General features: G+C 59.3%; 18 protein-coding genes and 1 rRNA gene. 3 read left to right on the top strand and 16 right to left on the bottom strand.

Features of this window, described 5'->3' with window-relative positions:
• Positions 1-4 precede the first annotated feature (4 nt).
• The 16 genes from F6S08_RS28210 to F6S08_RS28135 all read right to left on the bottom strand — a co-directional run bounded on the left by F6S08_RS28210 (position 5) and on the right by F6S08_RS28135 (position 16,948).
• On the bottom strand, positions 5-1,036 hold the full coding sequence (locus tag F6S08_RS28210) for a DUF5924 family protein (protein ID WP_065946472.1): 1,032 nt from the start codon (positions 1,034-1,036) through the stop codon (positions 5-7).
• A 72-nt stretch (positions 1,037-1,108) separates the two neighbouring features.
• Positions 1,109-2,491: a M16 family metallopeptidase gene (locus F6S08_RS28205; RefSeq protein WP_137211770.1), complete on the bottom strand. Its 1,383-nt coding sequence runs from the start codon at positions 2,489-2,491 to the stop codon at positions 1,109-1,111.
• A gap of 57 nt (positions 2,492-2,548) precedes the next feature.
• Positions 2,549-4,207 carry a Na/Pi cotransporter family protein gene (locus tag F6S08_RS28200; RefSeq protein WP_065926872.1) on the bottom strand — a complete coding sequence of 553 codons (1,659 nt, stop codon included), beginning with the start codon at positions 4,205-4,207 and terminating at the stop codon, positions 2,549-2,551.
• A gap of 212 nt (positions 4,208-4,419) precedes the next feature.
• Positions 4,420-5,187 (bottom strand): TerC family protein, encoded by a 768-nt coding sequence (locus F6S08_RS28195; RefSeq protein WP_027608010.1) that lies wholly within the window; start codon positions 5,185-5,187, stop codon positions 4,420-4,422.
• 68 nt (positions 5,188-5,255) lie between these two features.
• Positions 5,256-6,563, bottom strand: a complete 1,308-nt coding sequence (locus F6S08_RS28190; protein WP_003170826.1) for a CitMHS family transporter — start codon at positions 6,561-6,563, stop codon at positions 5,256-5,258.
• A gap of 313 nt (positions 6,564-6,876) precedes the next feature.
• Positions 6,877-8,838: a DUF4105 domain-containing protein gene (locus F6S08_RS28185; RefSeq protein ID WP_065926873.1), complete on the bottom strand. Its 1,962-nt coding sequence runs from the start codon at positions 8,836-8,838 to the stop codon at positions 6,877-6,879.
• Positions 8,835-9,155 carry a DUF2388 domain-containing protein gene (locus tag F6S08_RS28180; RefSeq protein ID WP_027608008.1) on the bottom strand — a complete coding sequence of 107 codons (321 nt, stop codon included), beginning with the start codon at positions 9,153-9,155 and terminating at the stop codon, positions 8,835-8,837. The genes F6S08_RS28185 and F6S08_RS28180 overlap by 4 nt, the downstream gene beginning before the upstream one ends.
• A 26-nt stretch (positions 9,156-9,181) precedes the next feature.
• Positions 9,182-9,490 carry a DUF2388 domain-containing protein gene (locus F6S08_RS28175; protein ID WP_065926888.1) on the bottom strand — a complete coding sequence of 103 codons (309 nt, stop codon included), beginning with the start codon at positions 9,488-9,490 and terminating at the stop codon, positions 9,182-9,184.
• 103 nt (positions 9,491-9,593) lie between these two features.
• Complete coding sequence (locus tag F6S08_RS28170) at positions 9,594-9,914, bottom strand: DUF2388 domain-containing protein (protein WP_074848113.1); 321 nt, start codon at positions 9,912-9,914, stop codon at positions 9,594-9,596.
• 136 nt (positions 9,915-10,050) lie between these two features.
• Positions 10,051-10,236: a DUF1127 domain-containing protein gene (locus F6S08_RS28165; RefSeq protein WP_027608005.1), complete on the bottom strand. Its 186-nt coding sequence runs from the start codon at positions 10,234-10,236 to the stop codon at positions 10,051-10,053.
• 259 nt (positions 10,237-10,495) lie between these two features.
• Complete coding sequence (locus F6S08_RS28160) at positions 10,496-10,711, bottom strand: DUF1127 domain-containing protein (protein WP_003187413.1); 216 nt, start codon at positions 10,709-10,711, stop codon at positions 10,496-10,498.
• A gap of 318 nt (positions 10,712-11,029) precedes the next feature.
• Positions 11,030-12,523, bottom strand: coding sequence for an acetyl-CoA hydrolase/transferase family protein (locus tag F6S08_RS28155; protein WP_065926874.1), 1,494 nt, complete (start codon positions 12,521-12,523; stop codon positions 11,030-11,032).
• 179 nt (positions 12,524-12,702) lie between these two features.
• Entirely contained in the window at positions 12,703-14,139 is a 1,437-nt protein-coding gene (locus F6S08_RS28150; RefSeq protein ID WP_027608003.1) for an NAD(P)(+) transhydrogenase (Re/Si-specific) subunit beta, read from the bottom strand.
• Complete coding sequence (locus F6S08_RS28145) at positions 14,139-14,459, bottom strand: NAD(P) transhydrogenase subunit alpha (protein ID WP_003187417.1); 321 nt, start codon at positions 14,457-14,459, stop codon at positions 14,139-14,141. The genes F6S08_RS28150 and F6S08_RS28145 overlap by 1 nt, the downstream gene beginning before the upstream one ends.
• A gap of 15 nt (positions 14,460-14,474) precedes the next feature.
• Positions 14,475-15,596 carry a Re/Si-specific NAD(P)(+) transhydrogenase subunit alpha gene (locus F6S08_RS28140; RefSeq protein ID WP_065926875.1) on the bottom strand — a complete coding sequence of 374 codons (1,122 nt, stop codon included), beginning with the start codon at positions 15,594-15,596 and terminating at the stop codon, positions 14,475-14,477.
• A gap of 452 nt (positions 15,597-16,048) precedes the next feature.
• Complete coding sequence (locus tag F6S08_RS28135) at positions 16,049-16,948, bottom strand: LysR family transcriptional regulator (RefSeq protein ID WP_065926876.1); 900 nt, start codon at positions 16,946-16,948, stop codon at positions 16,049-16,051.
• Positions 16,949-17,105: 157 nt separating this feature from the next.
• Between F6S08_RS28135 and F6S08_RS28130 the strand changes: the two genes are divergently transcribed.
• The 3 genes from F6S08_RS28130 to F6S08_RS28120 all read left to right on the top strand — a co-directional run.
• Positions 17,106-18,287, top strand: a complete 1,182-nt coding sequence (locus tag F6S08_RS28130) for an acyl-CoA dehydrogenase (RefSeq protein ID WP_027608000.1) — start codon at positions 17,106-17,108, stop codon at positions 18,285-18,287.
• Between the two features lie 12 nt (positions 18,288-18,299).
• Positions 18,300-19,520, top strand: coding sequence for a CaiB/BaiF CoA-transferase family protein (locus F6S08_RS28125; RefSeq protein WP_315872649.1), 1,221 nt, complete (start codon positions 18,300-18,302; stop codon positions 19,518-19,520).
• Positions 19,521-20,136: 616 nt separating this feature from the next.
• Positions 20,137-21,258, top strand: a 16S ribosomal RNA gene (locus F6S08_RS28120); the annotation flags it as partial.

The raw sequence follows: 21,258 nt of genomic DNA, 5'->3' as shown, positions 1-21,258 counted from the left end.
CTGCCTACTTTGGGTTGTCGGTTTGTGCTGTGTCCGTCACTTTAAAACGCAGCACGCCGATCACCTGGCCGTCCTCCGTCAACACTTGGACTTGCCAGCGCCCTACCGCTTCGGGCGGGAAGTTCTGCTTGTGGGTCCAGGCGCGGTAGCCCTCCTTGCGTCCGCCGTGGATGTCCAGGGCGATGCGGTCGACCTCTTTGCCGTTGAATTTCCACACGTGGTAGATGCGCTCATCCAGCCCGCGCGGCGCGTTGATTGCGGTGTAGGCATAGAGCCCGCCGCTGCGCAGTTGGGCGGCGCTGACTTCCTTGAGGTCGTCACCCGGCGTGCGGTCTTGCAGTTGGGTGCTGATCGCCACTTCGGTCATCCACAAGGTGGCCGGCGGTACCCAACTGCGCAGGAACCAGCCCGCGCAACCAATGGCGGCCGTTACCCCCAGCAGCATCGCCCAGCCCTTGAGGCTGCGCAGCGGCAGGCTCACCGCCAGGCTTGGAATCGACAAGGCCATGGCGACGCCGAGGGCGAGTTTGTAACTTTCGGCGGTGGTCAGGTGCAGGATGATCGGCAGCGCAGTGAGCAGCGCGGCGAACAGGGTCAGGGTGTGCAACGCGAGGAACAACGAACGCTTGGGCGCCAGCCATTTGTAGTACAGCGGGTCGACGATCGAAACCAGCGCGGCCGCGCCGAGCAGGCCGGTGAACACCGATTGGCCGCTGTTCCAGGCGGTGGTGACGAAAAAGAACGGCAGCACGAAGAACAGACTTTCCTGGTGAATCATCTGGGTCGCGTAGCGCAGCAGGGGTTCGGGTATTTCGCGCTTGAAGACTTTGGTGAACAGCTGGGTAAAGCTGTTTTCCAGCATCAGCCACAGCCAACTCACCAGCATGATCACCGCGATCCAACTGGCCATGCCCTGCTGGCGATCCACCAGGATGAAGCTGCATACACCCGAGATAAAACCGCCGAGTGCAATCACCCCTGGGTAGCGCTTCATCAGTTCGAGGACGCGGGTGATTAAGCGGGTCAGGTTTTGCATTCGGCGGTTCGCAGTCTTTGTAGGAAAAAATCCCAGACAGAATAACGTCTTAGGCCAGGGTTCGGTGCCTCATTACGCGATCCGTTTGCGATAACGGCGCACGCCGATCAACGCAATGGCGATCAGCCCGAGGACGCCGGCGCCGATCCAGTTGAGCATGTCGTAGCTCAGCAGTGGTTTCTCGATGCGCCAGTAACCCGGTTGCTTGAGCAACTCGCGCATGGCCTGGCTGGTCTGCTCCAGGCTCACGGCCTTGATGCGTTTGACCGGGTCGCTGAAGTGGCCGTTGTCGTAATCGCCCGAGGCGCTCCAATAATAGTCGGCCAGCGCGCTGTTGCCCTGCACGGCCCAGGCCTGGCGGGCGATGGCGGCCTGTTTGAGGCGGGCAAATACCGTTGGGTCAAGGCCGTCCTTGAGCAGTTGCGTCTTGAGGTCTTGCAGCACCTGCTCGGCTTCGGGGAGGTGGTCCCGCTCGAGGTCGGCATTCAGGCTGAGGAAGCCAACGCCGCCGAGCACTTCGCGCTCGCTCCAGGGCCCGTAGGACAACCCATGCTTGAGGCGTAGTTGGCGGTACAGCGCCCAGTCCAGGTAATCCTTGAGCAGGTCGTAGGTTTCATCATGCTGGTCGTCCAGTACCGGCTCGGGGAACAGCCAGTGCAGTTTGGCACTGTCGCCCACCCAGCCGTGGATCAGGTCGCGGTGGCTGGCGGCGGCGTGCTGGATCTGCGGCAGCGCCGGGTGCTCGCTGGGTTCGATCGGGTCGAGTTGACCGTAGGTGCGTTCCAGGTAGGCCGGCAGCAGTTTGTCGAGGTCGCCGACGATGATCAGGGTCATGTTGTTGGGGGCGTACCAATTTTTGCGCAGCGTCTCCAGTTGATCGCGGGTCAGGTGATCGACCTCGGCGCGCTCGGCGCATTTGAGCCCCAGCTCGATGGCCAGTTGATTGCTGGCGGTGTGGCCCAGGTCCTGGCGGTCGAGCAGGCGTTGCAGGTGGGAGTAATGACCGCCGTCTTCGCGCTCGACGACCTGTTTGGCCGCGTTGATATTGGCGTCGGTCAACTGGGTGCGGGTGATGATCGCCAGCAGCAGGTCGAGCACCTTGCGCTGGTTTTGCGCGGGTGCCTCGATCACAAAGGTCGTATCGGCGTTGCTGGTGTAGGCGTTCCATTCGCCACCCAGGGCTTGCATGCGGTCTTCCAGCTCGCCTTCGCCGCCGCCGTCGATACCGCTGAACAGCAAGTGCTCGAGCAGGTGCGGCAGTTCCTTGTCTTCGCAACCGAAGTCGTCCAGGCCGACGCCGACCACCAGGCGAATCGCCACATGGCCGCGCTCGGTGCCCGGTTTAAGCAGCAATTGCAGGCCGTTGGGCAAGGTGTAGCCCTCAACCTGCAAGCGGTCAAAGGCAAGGACGTGGGCAGAACCCATGAGCAGGCAAGCGAACAACAGGCGACGCATAACAAGCTTCCTGGCGAGTGAGGTCAGCTTTAACTGACTTCACGGGCCATCGTACGTTCAGGGCGAATGTGTGATGTCGGCAATATCTTCGGCGGAGAGTGCGCCGGTGTCGGACGTTTCCAAGACTACATAAGCACTGCTGCAAAACAACGAGTTCAAGCGTTTCATGTCGGCAATCAGCTCCAAGTGCAGGGAACTGGTCTCCAGGCTCTGCACGATCTTGCGTTGCAGGCGACTGACGTGGGCGTGGGCCAGGCGGCGTTCCTGGGCGCGAAAGCGGCGCTTTTCGCGCAGCAGTTGGCGGGCGCTTTCCGGGTCGGCACTGAGGAACACCGACAAGCCCAGGCGCAGGTTGGCGATCAATTGGCTGTGCAGGCCGGTGAGTTCTTCCAGGCCCACTTCGGAAAACTGGCGGCGTTGGGAGGTTTTCTGCTGCTGGACTTTACGCAGCATGCGTTCGATCAGGTCGCCGGCCAGTTTCAGGTTGATCGACAGCTCGATGATTTCGGCCCAGCGCCGACTGTCTTGCTCGCTGAGGTCTTCGCGGGGCATTTGCGCCAGGTAGAGTTTGATCGCGCTGTAGAGTGCCTCGACATCATCGCTGAGGCTGCGTATTTCCTGGGTAATGGCTGTCTGTTTGCCGCGCAGCACTTCCTGCATGGCGGTGAGCATGTTGTCGATCAGATCACCCAGGCGCAGGGTTTCGCGCGCGGCGTTGGCCAGGGCCAGGCTCGGTGTGGTCAGGGCCGTGGGGTCCAGGTGGCGCGGTTTGGCCTTGCCGTTGACCTCGTCCCGCTCCGGCAGCAACCAGGCGCACAGCCTGGCCATGGGGCCGATGGTGGGCAGCAGGATCAGGCAACGGCTGACGTTGTAGAGCAGGTGGAAGGTGATGACCATGCCTTGGGCGCTGTAGTCCAGGCCGTCCATCCACAGCACCAGCGGGTCGAGCACCGGGATAATCAGCAGCAGGCCGATCAGTTTGTACAGCAGGCTGCCCAAGGCGACCTGGCGACCGGCGGCGTTCTGCATGCTGGTGCTGAGAAAGGCCAGCACGCCACTGCCGATGTTGGCGCCGATTACCAGGCCGATGGCCACGTGCAAGCCGATCACCCCGGCGCCGGCCAGGGTGGCGGTCAGCAGGACAGCGGCGAGGCTGGAGTAGGAAATCATCGCGAACAGGGCGCCGACCAGGGCATCGAGCAAAATATCGCCGGTCAGCGAGGCGAACAGCACTTTCACGCCCTGGGCGTGGGTAATCGGCCCGGCGGCTTCGACGATTAACTGCAGCGCGAGGATGATCAGCCCGAGGCCGATCCCGACCCGGCCCAACTGCCCGGCCCGCGTCTGTTTGCGCGACAGGAAGAAAATCACCCCGAGAAAGATCAGCAGCGGCGACAGCCAGGACAGGTCGAAGGTCAGCACCCGCGCCATCAGCGCGGTACCGACGTCGGCGCCGAGCATGGTCGCCAGGGCGGGCACCAGCCCCATCAGGCCCTGGCCGACAAAGGAGGTCACCAGCATTGCCGTGGCGTTGCTGCTCTGCACCATGGCAGTCACCAGGATGCCGGCGACAAATGCCAGCCAGCGCTTGGACATGTTCTGCCCGATGACTTGACGCAGGTTGGAACCGTAGACCCGCAGGATGCCGGTACGGACGATGTGCGTGCCCCAGATAAGCAGGGTCACGGCGGAAAGCAGATTGAGCAAGGTCAGCATGCTCGGCCCCCCGTGTGGGTGTGCGCCATTTGGCGCAAATGAGAATTGCCGCGTGCCGTTCTACGTCTTGTAGTTAAGCTGTAGTTGGCGAATGGGCTCGGCGCCAGCATCGCATAGCTAAAGTGGGGATTGAAACAAAACTGTCATGAAATCAGCTTTTTATGCATGAAAAAAAGGGGCTTATAAAAGCCCCTTTTTTGTCTGGCTCGGGTTTATTGACCCGGAATATCCTTGCGCAGTTTCACAGGGTCCTGCTGTTTCTTCTTTTTCGCGATGGCGGTGCGCATCTTGATGTTCACCGCTTCCACCGCCAGCGAGAATGCCATGGCGAAGTAGACGTAGCCTTTTGGCACGTGCACGTCGAAGGATTCGGCGATCAGTACGGTACCCACCACCAGCAGGAACGACAGCGCCAGCATCTTCAGCGACGGGTGCTTGTCGATGAAGTCGCTGATGGTGCCGGCGGCCAGCATCATCACCAATACGGCAACAATGATCGCGGCAACCATGACCGGCACATGGGAGACCATGCCCACGGCGGTGATCACCGAGTCCAGGGAGAAGACGATGTCGATGATCGCGATCTGGATGATGGTGTAGATGAACTTGCCACCGGCGCCCTTGGGTTCGTCGTGGGTTTCGTCTTCACCTTCCAGGGCGTGGTACATCTCCTGGGAGCTTTTCCACAGCAGGAACAGGCCACCGAAGAACAGGATCAGGTCGCGGCCGGAAATGCCTTGGCCGAAGACCACGAACAGGTCGTCGGTCAGGCGCATGACCCAGGTGATCGACAGCAGCAACAGGATTCGCGTGACCATGGCCAATGCCAGGCCGAAGATCCGGGTGCGTGCCTGCATATGCTTGGGCATGCGGCTGACCAGGATCGAAATCATGATGATGTTATCGATGCCCAGGACGATCTCGAGGGCCGTCAGGGTGAAGAAGGCAATCCAGATTTCCGGATTGGTCAGCCATTCCATGTGTATTCCTTTGAGCAAGTGTTAAACCGCGCAAGCTGCAGCGCCGCGCGGTGAGTGAGTCGGTACGATTATAGAGTGCTGAACAGCGGAAAAATCCCCATCAGCAATGCGGCGAACATTATGCACAGGCATACCAGTACTGCCCACTTCAGGGTGAAGCGCTGGTGATCGCCAAATTCGATACCGGCCAGGGCCACCAACAGGTAGGTCGACGGTACCAGCGGGCTGAGCAAGTGCACGGGCTGGCCAACAATCGAGGCGCGGGCCATTTCCACTGCGGTGATGCCGTAATGGCTGGCGGCTTCGGCGAGTACTGGCAGTACGCCATAGTAGAACGCATCGTTGGACATGAAGAAGGTGAACGGCATGCTCACCAGTGCGGTGATCACCGCCAGGTAAGGGCCCATGGCTTCCGGAATGACGGCCAGCAGGCTCTTGGACATGGCATCGACCATGCCGGTGCCCGACAGGATGCCGGTGAAGATCCCTGCGGCGAAGATCAACCCGACCACCGCCAATACGCTGCCGGCGTGGGCGGCGACGCGGTCTTTCTGCTGTTGCAGGCACGGGTAGTTGACGATCATCGCGATACTGAATGCCACCATGAACAGCACCGGCAGCGGCAACAGGCCGGCGATCAGGGTGCACATCAGGGCCAGGGTCAGGGCACCGTTGAACCAGATCAGCTTCGGACGACGGGCGTCCGGGTATTGCGACACGCTGATCTCGCTGTGGTCGATCTCGTCGCCTTGCAGGTGCAGTTCACCCAGGCGCGCCCGTTCGCGCTTGCCGTACATGTAGGCAATCACCAGGATCGCGACCACACCGGCGGCCATCGCCGGGATCATCGGTACGAAAATATCCGAGGGGTCCACGTGCAGCGCACTGGCGGCGCGGGCGGTCGGGCCGCCCCAGGGGGTCATGTTCATCACGCCACCGGCGAGGATGATCAGGCCGGCCATGATCCGCGGGCTCATGCCGATGCGCTGGTACAGCGGCAGCATGGCGGCCACGCAAATCATGTAGGTGGTGGCGCCGTCACCGTCGAGGGACACCACCAGGGCCAGTACGGCGGTGCCGACCGACACCTTCAGCGGGTCGCCCTTGACCATCTTGAGGATCTTGCGCACAGCCGGGTCGAACAGGCCGGAGTCGATCATCAGGGCAAAATAGAGGATGGCGAACATCAGCATCACGCCGGTGGGCGCGAGCTTGGTAATGCCTTCGAGCATCATCGGGCCGATCTTCGGTGCGAAACCGCCGAACAGCGCGAACAGGATAGGCACGATGATCAGGGCGATCAGCGCGGACAGGCGCTTGGTCATGATCAGGAACATGAACGTGATGACCATGGCAAAGCCAAGGAAAGTCAGCATAGGAATACTCCAGGCGTAGCGCGGCTAGGGAATGGCGAACCGGGGTGGGGTCAGCGCAGAACGAAGGGCACGAGGCGTACGGGTGGAGTTGGGGCGAACAGGCGGGTACGGACGGACATCGGGGATCACCATTGTTGTTGTGTACAGCCGGTCTGTTGCCGGCAGTTGGGGGCGATCCTAGACGCGTTAGCTTTCAGCCAGCTTTCGTTGGCAAAACAGTTGGTGGTGGGAAGATGTACGGTCTTCAGGTGTACACATTTCAAATGTGGGAGGGGGCTTGCTCCCACATTGGAATGTGTTTATCCCGTGTACTTCAGGGCAGCTCGAGGCCGCCCGCTGCTTTGTGCAGTTTGCGCAGGTGTTCACCCACCTGCTTGAGGTTGGCTTCACACGCAGCAATTTCGGCCGCGCGGGACGGATCCAGCAGCGCCCTCACCTCTTTATCCAGCTCGCCGGTGAGCGATTGCAGCTGCTTCTGGCGCTCGGCGCTTTCCGATTCCAGGCGCTTGGCTTCCGATGGTTGCGGCAGGCCATAGCCACCGCTGCCCAGCAGTTCTGCGGGACGGCTGAGGAAGCCACTGTTGGCGAGGATCTGCTGCAGTGTGGCGTTGGCTTTCTCCATGCCGCCGTTTTTCAGCTCGCGTGCACCGAGGTAGCGTTGCTTGACTTCGTCCTGGGCCAGCATCAGCTGTTTGCGAAAGCTCGCCTGTTCCAGCAGCAGCAGTGCGGCGCTGGTGCGCAGGTCGGCCTGGTCGAACCACTGGCGGCGCTCTTCGGCGCTGAGGGACAGCCAGTCTTCAACCTGGGTCTGTTTGATCGGCAGGTGTTTGCGCAGCACGTCGAACATGGCCTGGTAGCGTTCGCGGAAGGAGTCGAAGTGATACCCCAGGCGCATGGCCTCGCGTTTGTCGTTGAGTACGCTGGTATCCGCCAGGCCGCGGGCTTGCAGCACTTCCAGCAGGCCATTAGGCGTGATGTTATCCAGGCCGGTCAGCTGCGGGTTGGCGCTGCCGCTGCGCAGCAGTTTCAGGCTTTCGACCGCGCAATTGTTGGACAGGAAGTAATAGTTGCCGTCATAGCTCCAGTGCATTTCAGCGGCGTGCTCGACGGTGTCGTTGATCTCCTGGCGCGACAGTTTCAGCGGCACGGACGCCAGGCCGCGCAGTTCGGTCTTGGTGTATTCGTCGATCACCTGGGCCAGCGGCAACACGAACAGCCGTGACGGGTACTTGCCCACCAGGCCGTCCCAGCTGGACAGCTGTACATCGCCGACGAAGGCGCGGTAGGACAGCACCAGGTGCTGGTCCAGGTCGAGCCGGCAGTCCGGCCCACGGGGGCGGCCCGGCGCGCAGATCACCAGGCGCAACATACTGTGGCCCCAGCGGCTGACCAGGTTCTGGTTGGCTTCGGCCAGCAGGTAGTCGATTTCGTAGACCCGCTCCGGGTCGACGTGGCCCAGGGGTGTCTTGGCGAAATCGTTGCCGGCGTTGAGGAACGCGTAGGTCTTGGCGCAGGTGTCTTGTTCCGGTGGGGCCCAGCCGAAGTGTTCCTTGTAATAGCGGAACAGCGCGGGGCGCCGGCAGGCATAGCTTGGGTCGAGGAGGAAGTACTCCATATTGACCGCTACGAATTCCAGCGGGCTGGTGGTTTCGTAGATATCCGGGCTGCGCGCGACCTGACGGTTGTGTTGTTCGCGCTCACCGCGACGGCCGACATATTGCGGCCAGCCCGCCAGGTCCAGCAGGCGCGGGTCATCGCTGAGGGTGAAGCGTCGGTCATTCTGGCCACGGCATTGATCGGGCAGGCCGATCAGGCCGGTGATGTTGTTCTGGCGGCTGCAACGCTGGATCAGCGCGCGTTCGTCCTTGGGCCACAGGCGCGCACGGTCATAGATGTGGGTCAGTTCATGCAGCACGGTGGCGAGCATTTCCCGGCGCACGGTGCCGTGGGGGCGATTGGTTTTTTGCGTGGCGGCGCTGCCGTCGGTCAGGCTGTCGAGCAGGTTGCGGTTGAGGTCCAACTCGGACACCAGGGAGGCCTGGCCGTAGGCATTTTCGGGCATCTTGTCGGTCCAGCCGACATCGATGCGCCGGTCCAACTGCTCGACGAAGCGCGGTGGCAGCGAGCGCATCGCCTCGTCGAGCAATGCCTGGCTGGCCTGCTGTTCGGTCGGGCTCAAGCCATCTGTCTTGAGCCGCAGTTGCAGGCTGGCCTGGGCTGCGCTGGCACACAGCAGCACAGTCCCGGCCAGGAGCCAGGCGACAAGGCGCCTCACAGAGCGAGGATAGCTTCGGCGAGGGTCTGGTCGCTGGCATCGCGCGCTTCCGGCAGGCGGGTGCGCAGGGTGTCGAAGGCGGCTTCCAACTGTGCGCCGCGGATCTCGCCGTTGGTGGCGACGAAACTGGCCGCGTCATCGTGGGCTTCGCGCACGACTTTGGAGTCGCGGATGGAGGTGGTGGTGTCCGAAGTGAAATCAATGGTGCGGCCAGAGGCGCGAACAATGATGTTACTGGTGGCCACCAGGGTATGTGCCTGGGCAACGTCGGCCAACAACAGCAGGCCAAGGGTGGCGGCGATCAGCGGGCTACGCATGGAATGACTCCGAAATACAAAGATGATTATTGGACGAGAATTGCCTGCGCCAGTTCAAGGTCGCTGGCGTTAAGTTTTGGTTGGGTACGGCGCAGGTAATCCAGCGCGGATTCCAGCCGTGCCCCCCGCCATTGGCCGTCAGTGGCGATAAACGCAGCGGCATCAGCCTGGGCAGCCACGACTACTTTCCGGTCGAAAGGCGCTGAGCTCACCTTGCTGGTGGCGTACGCACTCGCGACGGTACCTTGGATGGTCAGGTCAAAGGCCGAAGCCAATGGCGACCAGCTGGCACACAAACACACAGGGACTATTAGCAGGCGGTATGAAAAAGCCATGGGACTCGACAACTGAAAGCGAGCGCCAAGGCTAGCGTAATGCCCGAGCGAGAGCCAGTGCGTCGGCATCGGGGAGCGACGGGCGCTCCCTTTGTCAGCCCACTCAAATAGCCAGGATGGCTTGGGCCAGTTGTGCGTCAGTCGCGGTGTTCAGTTGCGGCGCGTGTTGGCGGATCTGGGCCAGGGCGCTTTCCAGCTTCACCCCACGAATGGCGCCTTCGCTTGCGACGAAGCTGGCTGCGTCGTCACGAGCGGCGCGCACGACCTTGTTATCCCGCAGTGACGAAGTGGCATCGGAGGTGGCGTCGGAAGTAGCCTTCAGTGCGCCGACGATGGAGTCGGTGGTCACGATGAAGCTGGTTGCGCTGGCGTTGGTGGCCAGGGCCAGCAGGGCAGCAGCACTCAGCAGGCGAATACGGGACATGGGGTGACTCCTGTAGGTGAACGAATAAGGTGGCGCAGGGCAGCCATTGGGGATCAGACGCCTGTTCTAAACGGTTCGCCACGTTGTGCATGGATATTAAGCCGCTGTTTATCCGTTCGGAAAGCTTCTTGACTGCCTAGTCTCGCCAGAACGGCTTGGACAGCTCGGCCATTCGGTCTCCCGGGCTGATGCCGACATCGGAGAGTTCTCGAAGATCGAGTTGCGCCAGTTGGCGGCGTTCGTAGGCGTGGCGGAGCCATTTGGCCAGCGTGGAAGCTGTCCTGTGTAACAGCCGTTTATAGAGAGAGGGTTGGGTGTCCATGGTGAGCGCCTTCCGTGAGGTCCTGGAACACCATGGTGGGCGAGTTGCTTTGACCGTTACAGATACACCAATGCTTAATTGTACTGCTTAACTGTTATATTTTTTGAACTGTACTGGTTGAGATGAATGGCTTCTGTTTGGCCTGGAACAAGGCTGGCCCCGAAACAACAAAGCCCGCCTCCGGTCTCCCGGGGCGGGCTTTGTTTTGACAAATCAGTGCTGGCTGTGGACCCGGTGGGTCAGGGCCAGCGGGCGTCAATTAACGCCAGAACGGCTTGCTCAGCTCTTCGTAGCGTTGAGCTTCGCTGATACCGGCATCAGCCAGCAGACGCGAATCCAGACGAGCCAGTTGATGGCGGCTGGAGATGCGGCGCTGCCACAACATCAGGTTGGCGAGAACGCGCAAAGGCAGGGAAGCCTGGGTGTTTACAGCTTTTTCTTCGAAGAACAGTTCGGAACTGAGTGTACGTTCCATGATGACATCCTTCCGCTTGTGGCGGGATTAGGTAGTGGTTTAACTGATGCCAATGATCCTCTTCCGGCGCAAGACTCTCTAGATACAGTTCACCTGTATTGTGAGGGGCCAGTTAACTGTTTATAGGCGCTGTACTGTACGGAAATGGGGCAACTGTACCTGTCCGCACTGAAATAGTGCGAAATAGGCATTTTATGATGTGAGGGTGGGAATTTTCGGTAGGAAATGACCGGTACAGCAGTACAGTTTTTTCAAGAATCGAGGGTTGTGGCATCGAGCTGACGAAACTGTGTTTGCGTCAGCTCGAATCTGTATCAATCAAGCCTTGAGCATATGCCCGGTTTCTTCCAGGTTAATGTGCCAACTCAGTGCTTCGCGCAGGATGTGTGGCGTGTGTCCGCCGATGGCGCAGGCTGTGTTGAAGTAACTGTTCAGCGCATCGCGGTATGCCGGATGCACACAGTTGTCGATGATCACCCGGGCCCGCTCCCGCGGCGCCAGGCCCCGCAAGTCGGCGAGGCCTATTTCGGTGACCAGGATATCGACGTCATGCTCAGTGTGGTCCACATGGCTGACCATCGGCACCACGCTGGAAATCGCGCCGCCCTTGGCAATCGACTTGGTGACGAAGATCGCCAGGTGCGCGTTGCGCGCAAAGTCGCCGGAACCGCCGATGCCGTTCATCATCCGCGTACCGCAGATGTGGGTGGAGTTGACGTTGCCGTAGATGTCGAACTCCAGCGCCGTGTTGATGCCGATAATGCCCAGGCGCCGCACTACTTCAGGGTGATTGGAAATTTCCTGCGGGCGCAGCACCAGCTTGTCTTTGTAGTGCTCCAGGTTGCCGAACACGTCGGCATTGCGCCGCTCCGACAGGGTGATCGAGCTGCCCGAGGCAAAGCTCAGTTTGCCGGCGTCGATCAGGTCGAACGTCGAGTCCTGCAACACTTCCGAATACATGGTCAGGTCTTCGAACGGCGAATCGATCAGGCCGCACATCACTGCGTTGGCAATGTTGCCGATCCCGGCCTGCAGCGGGCCAAGCTTGTTGGTCATGCGCCCGGCGTCCACTTCCTGCTTGAGGAAGTTGATCAGGTGGTTGGCGATGCCCTGGGTGTCGCTGTCGGGTGGTGTCACGGTGGAGGCTGAGTCGGCCTGATTGGTGATCACGATGGCGACGATCTTCTCCGGCGGGATCGGGATCGCGGTGCTGCCGATGCGGTCGTCGACCTTTACCAGCGGGATCGGCGTACGGGTTGGCCGGTAGGTCGGGATATAGATGTCGTGCAGCCCTTCCAGATTCGGGTTGTGTGCCAGGTTGATCTCGACGATCACTTGCTTGGCGAAAATCGCGAAGCTGGCGGAGTTACCCACGGACGTGGTGGGCACGATATGGCCTTGTTCGGTGATCGCAACGGCCTCGATGACGGCAATGTCCGGCAGCTTGAGCTGGTTGTTGCGCAGTTGCTCGACGGTTTCCGACAGGTGCTGATCGATAAACATCACTTCGCCGGCGTTGATCGCCTTGCGCAACGTGCTATCGACCTGGAACGGCATGCGTCGGGACAGCACGCCGGCTTCGGTCAATTGCTTGTCCAGGTCGTTACCCAGGCTGGCGCCGGTCATCAGGGTGATTTTCAGCGGGGACGTCTTGGCGCGTTCGGCCAGGGCGTGGGGGACGGCCTTGGCTTCACCGGCACGGGTGAAGCCGCTCATGCCGACGGTCATGCCGTCCTCGATCAGTGCGGCGGCGTCTGCCGCGCTCATGACCTTGTTCAACAACGAAGGCAAGCGGATACGATCACGGTACATGAATTGTTATCTCAGGCTACGGAAGCAAGGTGGGCAGTGTAGTGATTTCAAAAAGTTTCGGCCCGCTACCATGGTCGAATGCGGGGCAGCGATTTAGAGCCTTTGGTCGGGTTTCATGGGGTAATAAAAAACCCCAGCCTACTGGAGGCCAGGGTTTCGGGTATTGCTCTGGCGCAGTGTTACTCGACGGCCTTGACCATATCTTCGATGACCTTCTTGGCATCACCGAAGACCATCATGGTCTTGTCCAGGTAGAACAGTTCGTTATCCAGCCCGGCATAACCACTGGCCATCGAACGCTTGTTGACGATGATGGTCTTGGCCTTGAACGCCTCCAGGATCGGCATGCCGGCAATCGGCGAGTTGGGGTCGTTCTTGGCGGCCGGGTTGACCACGTCGTTCGCGCCCAGCACCAGCACCACGTCAGCCTGGCCGAATTCGGAGTTGATATCCTCCATCTCGAACACCTGGTCGTAAGGCACTTCCGCCTCGGCCAGCAGGACGTTCATATGCCCAGGCATACGGCCGGCCACCGGGTGGATCGCGTATTTCACGGTCACGCCACGGTGCGTCAGCTTTTCGGTCAGTTCCTTCAGGGCATGCTGTGCCCGTGCCACTGCCAGGCCATAGCCTGGAACGATGATCACGGTGTCGGCGTTGGTCAGCAGGAAGGTGGCGTCGTCGGCCGAACCGGACTTCACCGGGCGTGCTTCTTTAGAACCCGCTGCAGCACCGGCATCCGGCGCATTGCCGAAACCGCCGAGCAGTACATTAAAGAAGGAGCGGTTCATCGCCTTGCACATGATGTACGACAGGATCGCACCGCTTGAACCCACCAGCGAACCGGCAATGATCAGCATCGAGTTGTTCAGCGAGAAGCCGATGCCCGCCGCGGCCCAGCCGGAGTAGCTGTTGAGCATCGACACAACAACCGGCATATCGGCGCCGCCAATCGGGATGATGATCAGCACGCCGAGCACGAACGCCAATGCCAGCATCAGCGCAAAGGCGGTGAGGTTGCCGGTGAACATGAACGCCAGCCCCAGGCCCAGGGTTGCAAGGCCGAGCACCAGGTTGATCTTGTGCTGGCCGCCAAACTGTACCGGTGCGCCTTGGAACAGGCGGAACTTGTACTTGCCCGACAGCTTGCCGAACGCGATCACCGAACCGGAGAAGGTAATCGCCCCGATGGCCGCGCCGAGGAACAGCTCCAGGCGGTTGCCCGCCGGGATCGCATCGCCCAGGTGTTTGACGATGCCCAGGGACTGCGGCTCGACCACGGCGGCAATCGCGATAAACACCGCGGCCAGGCCGATCATGCTGTGCATGAAGGCGACCAGTTCGGGCATCTTGGTCATTTCTACGCGCTTGGCCATGATCGAGCCGGCGGTGCCGCCGACCAGCAGGCCGACGATCACGTAGCCGATACCGGCGGTGGCCAGCTCAGCGCCGAGCTTATAGATGAGGCCTACGGTCGTGAGTACCGCCAGCGCCATGCCGAGCATGCCGAACAGATTGCCGCGTCGCGACGTAGTGGGATGCGACAGGCCTTTGAGGGCCTGGATAAAGCAGATCGACGCGATCAGGTACAGCGTCGTCACCAGATTCATGCTCATTACTTCGGCGCCTCTTCTTTTACTTTCGGGGCTTTCTTCTTGAACATCTCCAGCATCCTGCGAGTTACCAGGAAACCGCCGAACACGTTCACGGCCGCGAGGGCCACAGCCAGGGTGCCCATGGTCTTGCCCAGTGGCGTAACGGTCAGCGCTGCAGCGAGCATGGCGCCGACAATCACAATCGCTGAAATGGCGTTCGTCACTGCCATCAACGGTGTGTGCAGTGCGGGCGTTACGTTCCAGACCACGTGGTAACCGACATAAATCGCCAGCACAAAGATGATCAGGTTGTAGATACCGGGGGAGATAAGCTCTTCCATCGTCTGAATCCCTGCTTAGGCGTTTTTGCGGATGACTTGGCCGTCGCGGCACATGAGGCACGCGGCGACGATGTCGTCTTCGAGGTTGATTTCAAACTGCCCTTCCTTGTTGAAGACCAGTTTCAGGAAGTCCAGCAGGTTGCGCGCATACAAGGCCGACGCATCGGCGGCGACGGCGCCGGCGAGGTTGGTCGGGCCGCAGATGATTACGCCGTTCTCCACCACCACCTGGTCGGCGACGGTCAGCGGGCAATTGCCGCCCTGGGCGGCAGCGAGGTCGATGACCACCGAGCCGGGCTTCATCTGCGCGACGGTGTCGGCGCTGAGCAGCGTCGGCGCCTTGCGGCCGGGGATCAGGGCGGTGGTGATGACGATGTCGGCCTGCTTGGCGCGTTCGTGCACGGCCAGCGCCTGGCGTTGCATCCAGCTGCTGGGCATCGGGCGCGCGTAGCCGCCGACGCCAACGGCGCATTCACGTTCTTCGTCGGTTTCGTAGGGCACGTCGACGAACTTGGCGCCAAGGGATTCGATCTGCTCTTTTACCGCAGGGCGCACGTCGGATGCTTCGATCACCGCGCCCAGGCGTTTCGCCGTGGCGATGGCTTGAAGGCCTGCAACACCGGCGCCGAGGATCAGCACGCGCGCGGCTTTGACCGTACCGGCGGCGGTCATGAGCATCGGCATGAAGCGCGGGTAATGATGGGCGGCCAGCAACACGGCTTTATAGCCGGCGATGTTGGCCTGGGAAGACAGCACGTCGAGGCTCTGGGCCCGCGAGGTACGTGGCGCAGCTTCCAGCGCAAAGGCAGTGATGCCTTGCTCGGCCAGCTTGGCAATGGTTTCGTTGCTGAACGGATTGAGCATGCCCACCAACGCGGTGCCGCTTTTGATCAGCGCCAGTTCGCTGTCGCTGGGGGCGACCACCTTGAGAATCAGCTCGGCGCCAAACGCATCGCCGGCACTGCCAATGGTCGCGCCTGCCGCTTCATAGGCACTGTCGACGATGCTGGCCTTGAGGCCTGCGCCGCTTTGAACAGTGACCTTATGGCCCTGGCCGATCAGCTTCTTGATGGTTTCCGGGGTGGCAGCCACCCGCGTTTCACCGGTCTGGGTTTCGAGAGGAACACCAATGTGCACGTCAAATCTCCTGCATGATCTTTTTGCTTTTGATCTTTTTGTAAAAAGGCCAGTGCACCGCGAGTGGCGCAGCTGGGGCGGCCGATCAGCACGATCCCGCTGAAATGACAGCGGGGCGCGGCATTTTGCAGGCGAACTTTACGGCCTTCAAGGGATTATGACGGGTGACGAAAAATTAACTACAAGTCACCCTGTGACTGATTGTCGCAATGGTCTGAAATAACCTCTTTAAATACAGGTGTTTAAAGGGCTTCAGCTGATTCGTGTGTTTTTTTCCATCGTTGATGTGAATAGTCGGGCATTGGCTGATAGGAGTCGCTACAAGCCACGAAAATCATGGCTTTAAGCCTTGTTTCAGACTGACAGGTACAGTCTGCTTAAATGCGACATATACGTACATCTGTAGGCTTGAGATTTAGCTGACTACAAAGTCAGCATGTGAGGCTTGTCCTTTAAATACTGGGGCTGTAGCGCTGCGATTGGTCTATCAACCAGTCTCTGAACGCGTGCAGTGAGGCGGATTCGACTTTTCTGTCAGGAATCATCAGGTAATAAGCCTTCGAACTGGTCAGCGCCTGCGGGCTTGCGATCACCAGTCGATGCTCATCCAGTTCTCGCTGGATAAGGAATGGCGGGATCAGTGCAATACCCATGTCATGCATGGCGGCTTGAGACAACATCGAGAATAGCTCGTAACGTGGGCCTGTCATGTCGCGGGGCACGTTCAGTTGCTGGGCGTTGAACCATTGGCGCCAGGCGTAAGGGCGGGTGGTCTGCTGCAGCAATGGCAGTTCTGCAATCTCCTGGGGGGTGAATCGCTCAAGTTCGCCCAATAGTCGCGGGCTGCACACGGGGACAGGATTTTCTCCCATGAGCCTGTGGGATTCGGTACCGGACCAATCTGCGTCGCCGAAGTAAATTGCTGCGTCGAATTCCGTATCCGCAAATAGAAAAGGACGCGTGCGGTTAGTCAGGTTTACCGTCACTTCTGGATGCTCTCGTTGAAAGTCCTTGAGGCGAGGGATCAACCATTGCGTACCAAACGTGGGTACTACGGCCAGCTCAATGGTGTTTGCGCCTTGCTGCCCCATGACGGACAGGGTATCGCGCTCCACGGCGTCCAGCTGGGTGGCCACGCGACGGCTGTATGAAAGTCCCGCCTCCGTCAGCTTTACCCCGCGCCGTGAGCGCCGAAACAGCTCGACACTTAAAAACTCTTCCAGGCTGGCGATCTGTCGGCAAATGGCGCCTTGGGTGATGGAAAGCTCATGCGCCGCCTTGGTAAAGCTCTCGTGGCGGGCTGCCGCTTCAAAACTGACAAGGGCGGTGGTGCTGGGAATTTTCCTGCGCATATACCTTGTCCTCACACAAAAAGTGCAGCTGAGTCGCTTATAGGCGTTACGGAGTGAGAAATTAGCACAAGCCTATGCAAAAACCTCGTTTGCTCTCCCTGCCTGCCCGGCCTAGGCTCCATGCACGAATTCTGATTTTCTTTGCGAGGACTCATTCATGGCTGGCAAGGCAAGCTTCAACTGGATCGATCCACTGCTGCTGGATCAACAGCTCACCGAAGAGGAGCGCATGGTGCGCGACAGTGCTGAGCAATTCGCCCAGGACAAGCTGGCGCCGCGTGTGCTTGAAGCTTTTCGCCATGAAAAGACCGACCCGGCGATTTTCCGTGAAATGGGTGAGACCGGTTTGCTGGGGGCAATGATTCCTGAGCAGTACGGGGGCAGTGGTTTGAACTACGTCAGCTACGGCCTGATTGCGCGTGAGGTTGAGCGCGTCGACTCCGGTTATCGCTCGATGATGAGTGTGCAGTCGTCACTGGTGATGGTGCCTATCAATGAGTTCGGCACCGAAGCGCAAAAGCAGAAGTACTTGCCGAAATTGGCCTCGGGCGAATGGATTGGCTGCTTTGGTTTGACCGAGCCTGACCACGGTTCCGATCCCGGCGCGATGGTTACTCGTGCACGCAAAGTGGATGGCGGCTACAGCCTGACGGGCGCAAAAATGTGGATCACCAATAGCCCGATTGCGGACGTGTTTGTGGTGTGGGCCAAGGACGATGCTGGGGATATTCGTGGGTTTGTCCTGGAGAAAGGCTGGAAAGGCCTGAGTGCGCCGGCGATTCACGGCAAGGTCGGCCTGCGCGCCTCCATCACCGGTGAGATCGTGATGGATAACGTGTTTGTGCCGGAAGAGAACATTTTCCCGGATGTGCGCGGCTTGAAGGGCCCTTTCACCTGCCTTAACTCGGCGCGTTATGGCATCTCCTGGGGGGCTTTGGGTGCTGCCGAGTTCTGTTGGCACACCGCACGCCAGTACACCCTGGATCGCCATCAGTTCGGCCGTCCATTGGCAGCAACTCAATTGATCCAGAAGAAGCTGGCCGATATGCAGACCGAAATCACCCTGGCGCTGCAAGGCTGCCTGCGCCTGGGGCGTATGAAGGAAGAGGGAACGGCTGCGGTTGAAATCACATCCATCATGAAGCGCAACTCATGCGGCAAGTCCTTGGACATCGCACGTATGGCGCGGGACATGTTGGGGGGCAACGGCATCTCCGATGAGTTCGGGGTGGCGCGTCATCTGGTGAACCTGGAGGTGGTTAACACCTATGAGGGCACCCATGACGTGCATGCCCTGATTCTGGGGCGCGCGCAAACCGGTCTTCAGGCGTTCTATTAATAGGGGAACGGCATGGGCGCGCTTTCGCATCTGCGGGTATTGGATTTATCGCGAGTGTTGGCAGGCCCCTGGTCCGGGCAGATCCTTGCGGACCTTGGGGCTGAGGTGATCAAGGTCGAGCGACCTGGTAGCGGTGACGATACGCGCGCCTGGGGGCCGCCCTTCCTTAAGGATGTTGATGGCGAGAACACGAGTGAGGCGGCGTACTACTTGTCGGCTAATCGCAACAAAGAGTCGGTGACGATCGACTTCACGCGGCCGGAGGGACAGCGGCTGGTGCGAGATCTGGCTGCCAAGTCCGACATCTTGATCGAGAACTTCAAGGTGGGTGGCCTGGCGGCGTATGGGCTGGACTACGATTCGCTCAAGAAGGTGAATCCGGAGTTGATCTACTGCTCGATCACTGGCTTCGGTCAGACGGGGCCGTATGCCGCTCGCGCGGGGTATGACTTCATGATCCAGGGGTTGGGTGGGCTGATGAGTCTTACCGGTCGGCCGGAAGGCGATGAGGGGGCCGGGCCGGTGAAGGTGGGGGTGGCGTTGACTGACATTCTCACTGGGCTCTACTCGACGGTGGCGATCCTTGCTGCGCTGGCGCATCGGGATCATGACGGTGGTGGGCAGCATATCGATATGGCGTTGCTTGATGTGCAGGTGGCTTGTCTGGCTAACCAGGCGATGAACTACCTGGCCACGGGAGCGGCGCCAAAACGACTGGGTAATGCTCATCCGAATATCGTGCCTTATCAGGATTTTCCTACGGCCGATGGCGATTTCATACTGACCGTGGGTAATGACGGGCAATTTCGCAAGTTCGCCGAAGTGGCTGGGCAGCCGCAGTGGGCGGATGATCCGCGGTTCTCTACTAATAAGGTGCGGGTAGCCAACCGCGCTGAGCTGATTCCATTGATTCGCCAGGTTACGGTCTTCAAGACTACGGCTGAGTGGGTGTCACAACTGGAGCGGGTTGGTGTGCCTTGTGGGCCGATCAATGACCTAGCCCAGGTGTTTGCCGATCCTCAGGTAAAGGCACGAGGGCTGGCGATACAGCTGCCGCATGCGTTGGCGGGGATGGTGCCGCTGGTGGCCAGTCCGATTCGGTTATCCAAGACGCCTGTGGAGTACCGTACTGCGCCTCCTTTGTTGGGGCAGCATACGGCTCAGGTGCTGCAGGATGTGTTGGGGTTGGGCTCGGCGAATGTGAAGGCTTTAAAAGAAGCGGGAGTTATCTAGGGGCGCTCTTCTATATAGAGGGCGTTTTGGTGGTTTTTTAATCAACTTCGGCAAATTGATAGGAAAACTAAATTAAGTGTTGACGGCAGATCCTGGAAGTCTATAATTCGCCCCACTTCCGGCGCAGTCGAAACGCAAAACTCCTTGGTAAACAAAGAGTTATGCAGAATAAGGCAGCGGATTGCTTCAGTTCATCGAAGCCCAGAAGGAGTTGATAGAGTCATGTTGTTTGACGCTATTAACGATTCGATCTTCTCGGTCGAAAGCGGAGAAAAAGAGGTGTTGACAGCAGCGTGTAACGCTGTAGAATTCGCCTCCCGCTAACGAGAGATCGGAAGCGCAAGTGGTTGAAGTTGTTGAAGAAATCTTCGAAAGCTTCTGAAAATAATCACTTGACAGCAAATGAGGCTGCTGTAGAATGCGCGCCTCGGTTGAGACGAAAGCTCTTAACCAACCGCTCTTTAACAACTGAATCAAGCAATTCGTGTGGGTGCTTGTGGAGTCAGACTGATAGTCAACAAGATTATCAGCATCACAAGTTACTCCGCGAGAAATCAAAGAATAACCAACGATTGCTGAGCCAAGTTTAGGGTTTCTTAAAAACCCAAAGATGTTTGAACTGAAGAGTTTGATCATGGCTCAGATTGAACGCTGGCGGCAGGCCTAACACATGCAAGTCGAGCGGTAGAGAGAAGCTTGCTTCTCTTGAGAGCGGCGGACGGGTGAGTAATGCCTAGGAATCTGCCTGGTAGTGGGGGATAACGTTCGGAAACGGACGCTAATACCGCATACGTCCTACGGGAGAAAGCAGGGGACCTTCGGGCCTTGCGCTATCAGATGAGCCTAGGTCGGATTAGCTAGTTGGTGGGGTAATGGCTCACCAAGGCGACGATCCGTAACTGGTCTGAGAGGATGATCAGTCACACTGGAACTGAGACACGGTCCAGACTCCTACGGGAGGCAGCAGTGGGGAATATTGGACAATGGGCGAAAGCCTGATCCAGCCATGCCGCGTGTGTGAAGAAGGTCTTCGGATTGTAAAGCACTTTAAGTTGGGAGGAAGGGCCATTACCTAATACGTGATGGTTTTGACGTTACCGACAGAATAAGCACCGGCTAACTCTGTGCCAGCAGCCGCGGTAATACAGAGGGTGCAAGCGTTAATCGGAATTACTGGGCGTAAAGCGCGCGTAGGTGGTTTGTTAAGTTGGATGTGAAATCCCCGGGCTCAACCTGGGAACTGCATTCAAAACTGACTGACTAGAGTATGGTAGAGGGTGGTGGAATTTCCTGTGTAGCGGTGAAATGCGTAGATATAGGAAGGAACACCAGTGGCGAAGGCGACCACCTGGACTGATACTGACACTGAGGTGCGAAAGCGTGGGGAGCAAACAGGATTAGATACCCTGGTAGTCCACGCCGTAAACGATGTCAACTAGCCGTTGGGAGCCTTGAGCTCTTAGTGGCGCAGCTAACGCATTAAGTTGACCGCCTGGGGAGTACGGCCGCAAGGTTAAAACTCAAATGAATTGACGGGGGCCCGCACAAGCGGTGGAGCATGTGGTTTAATTCGAAGCAACGCGAAGAACCTTACCAGGCCTTGACATCCAATGAACTTTCCAGAGATGGATTGGTGCCTTCGGGAACATTGAGACAGGTGCTGCATGGCTGTCGTCAGCTCGTGTCGTGAGATGTTGGGTTAAGTCCCGTAACGAGCGCAACCCTTGTCCTTAGTTAC

Source organism: Pseudomonas sp. JV449 (genome assembly GCF_032424295.1).
Lineage (GTDB): Bacteria > Pseudomonadota > Gammaproteobacteria > Pseudomonadales > Pseudomonadaceae > Aquipseudomonas > Aquipseudomonas marginalis.
This window is presented reverse-complemented; position numbering and strand designations above follow the sequence as displayed.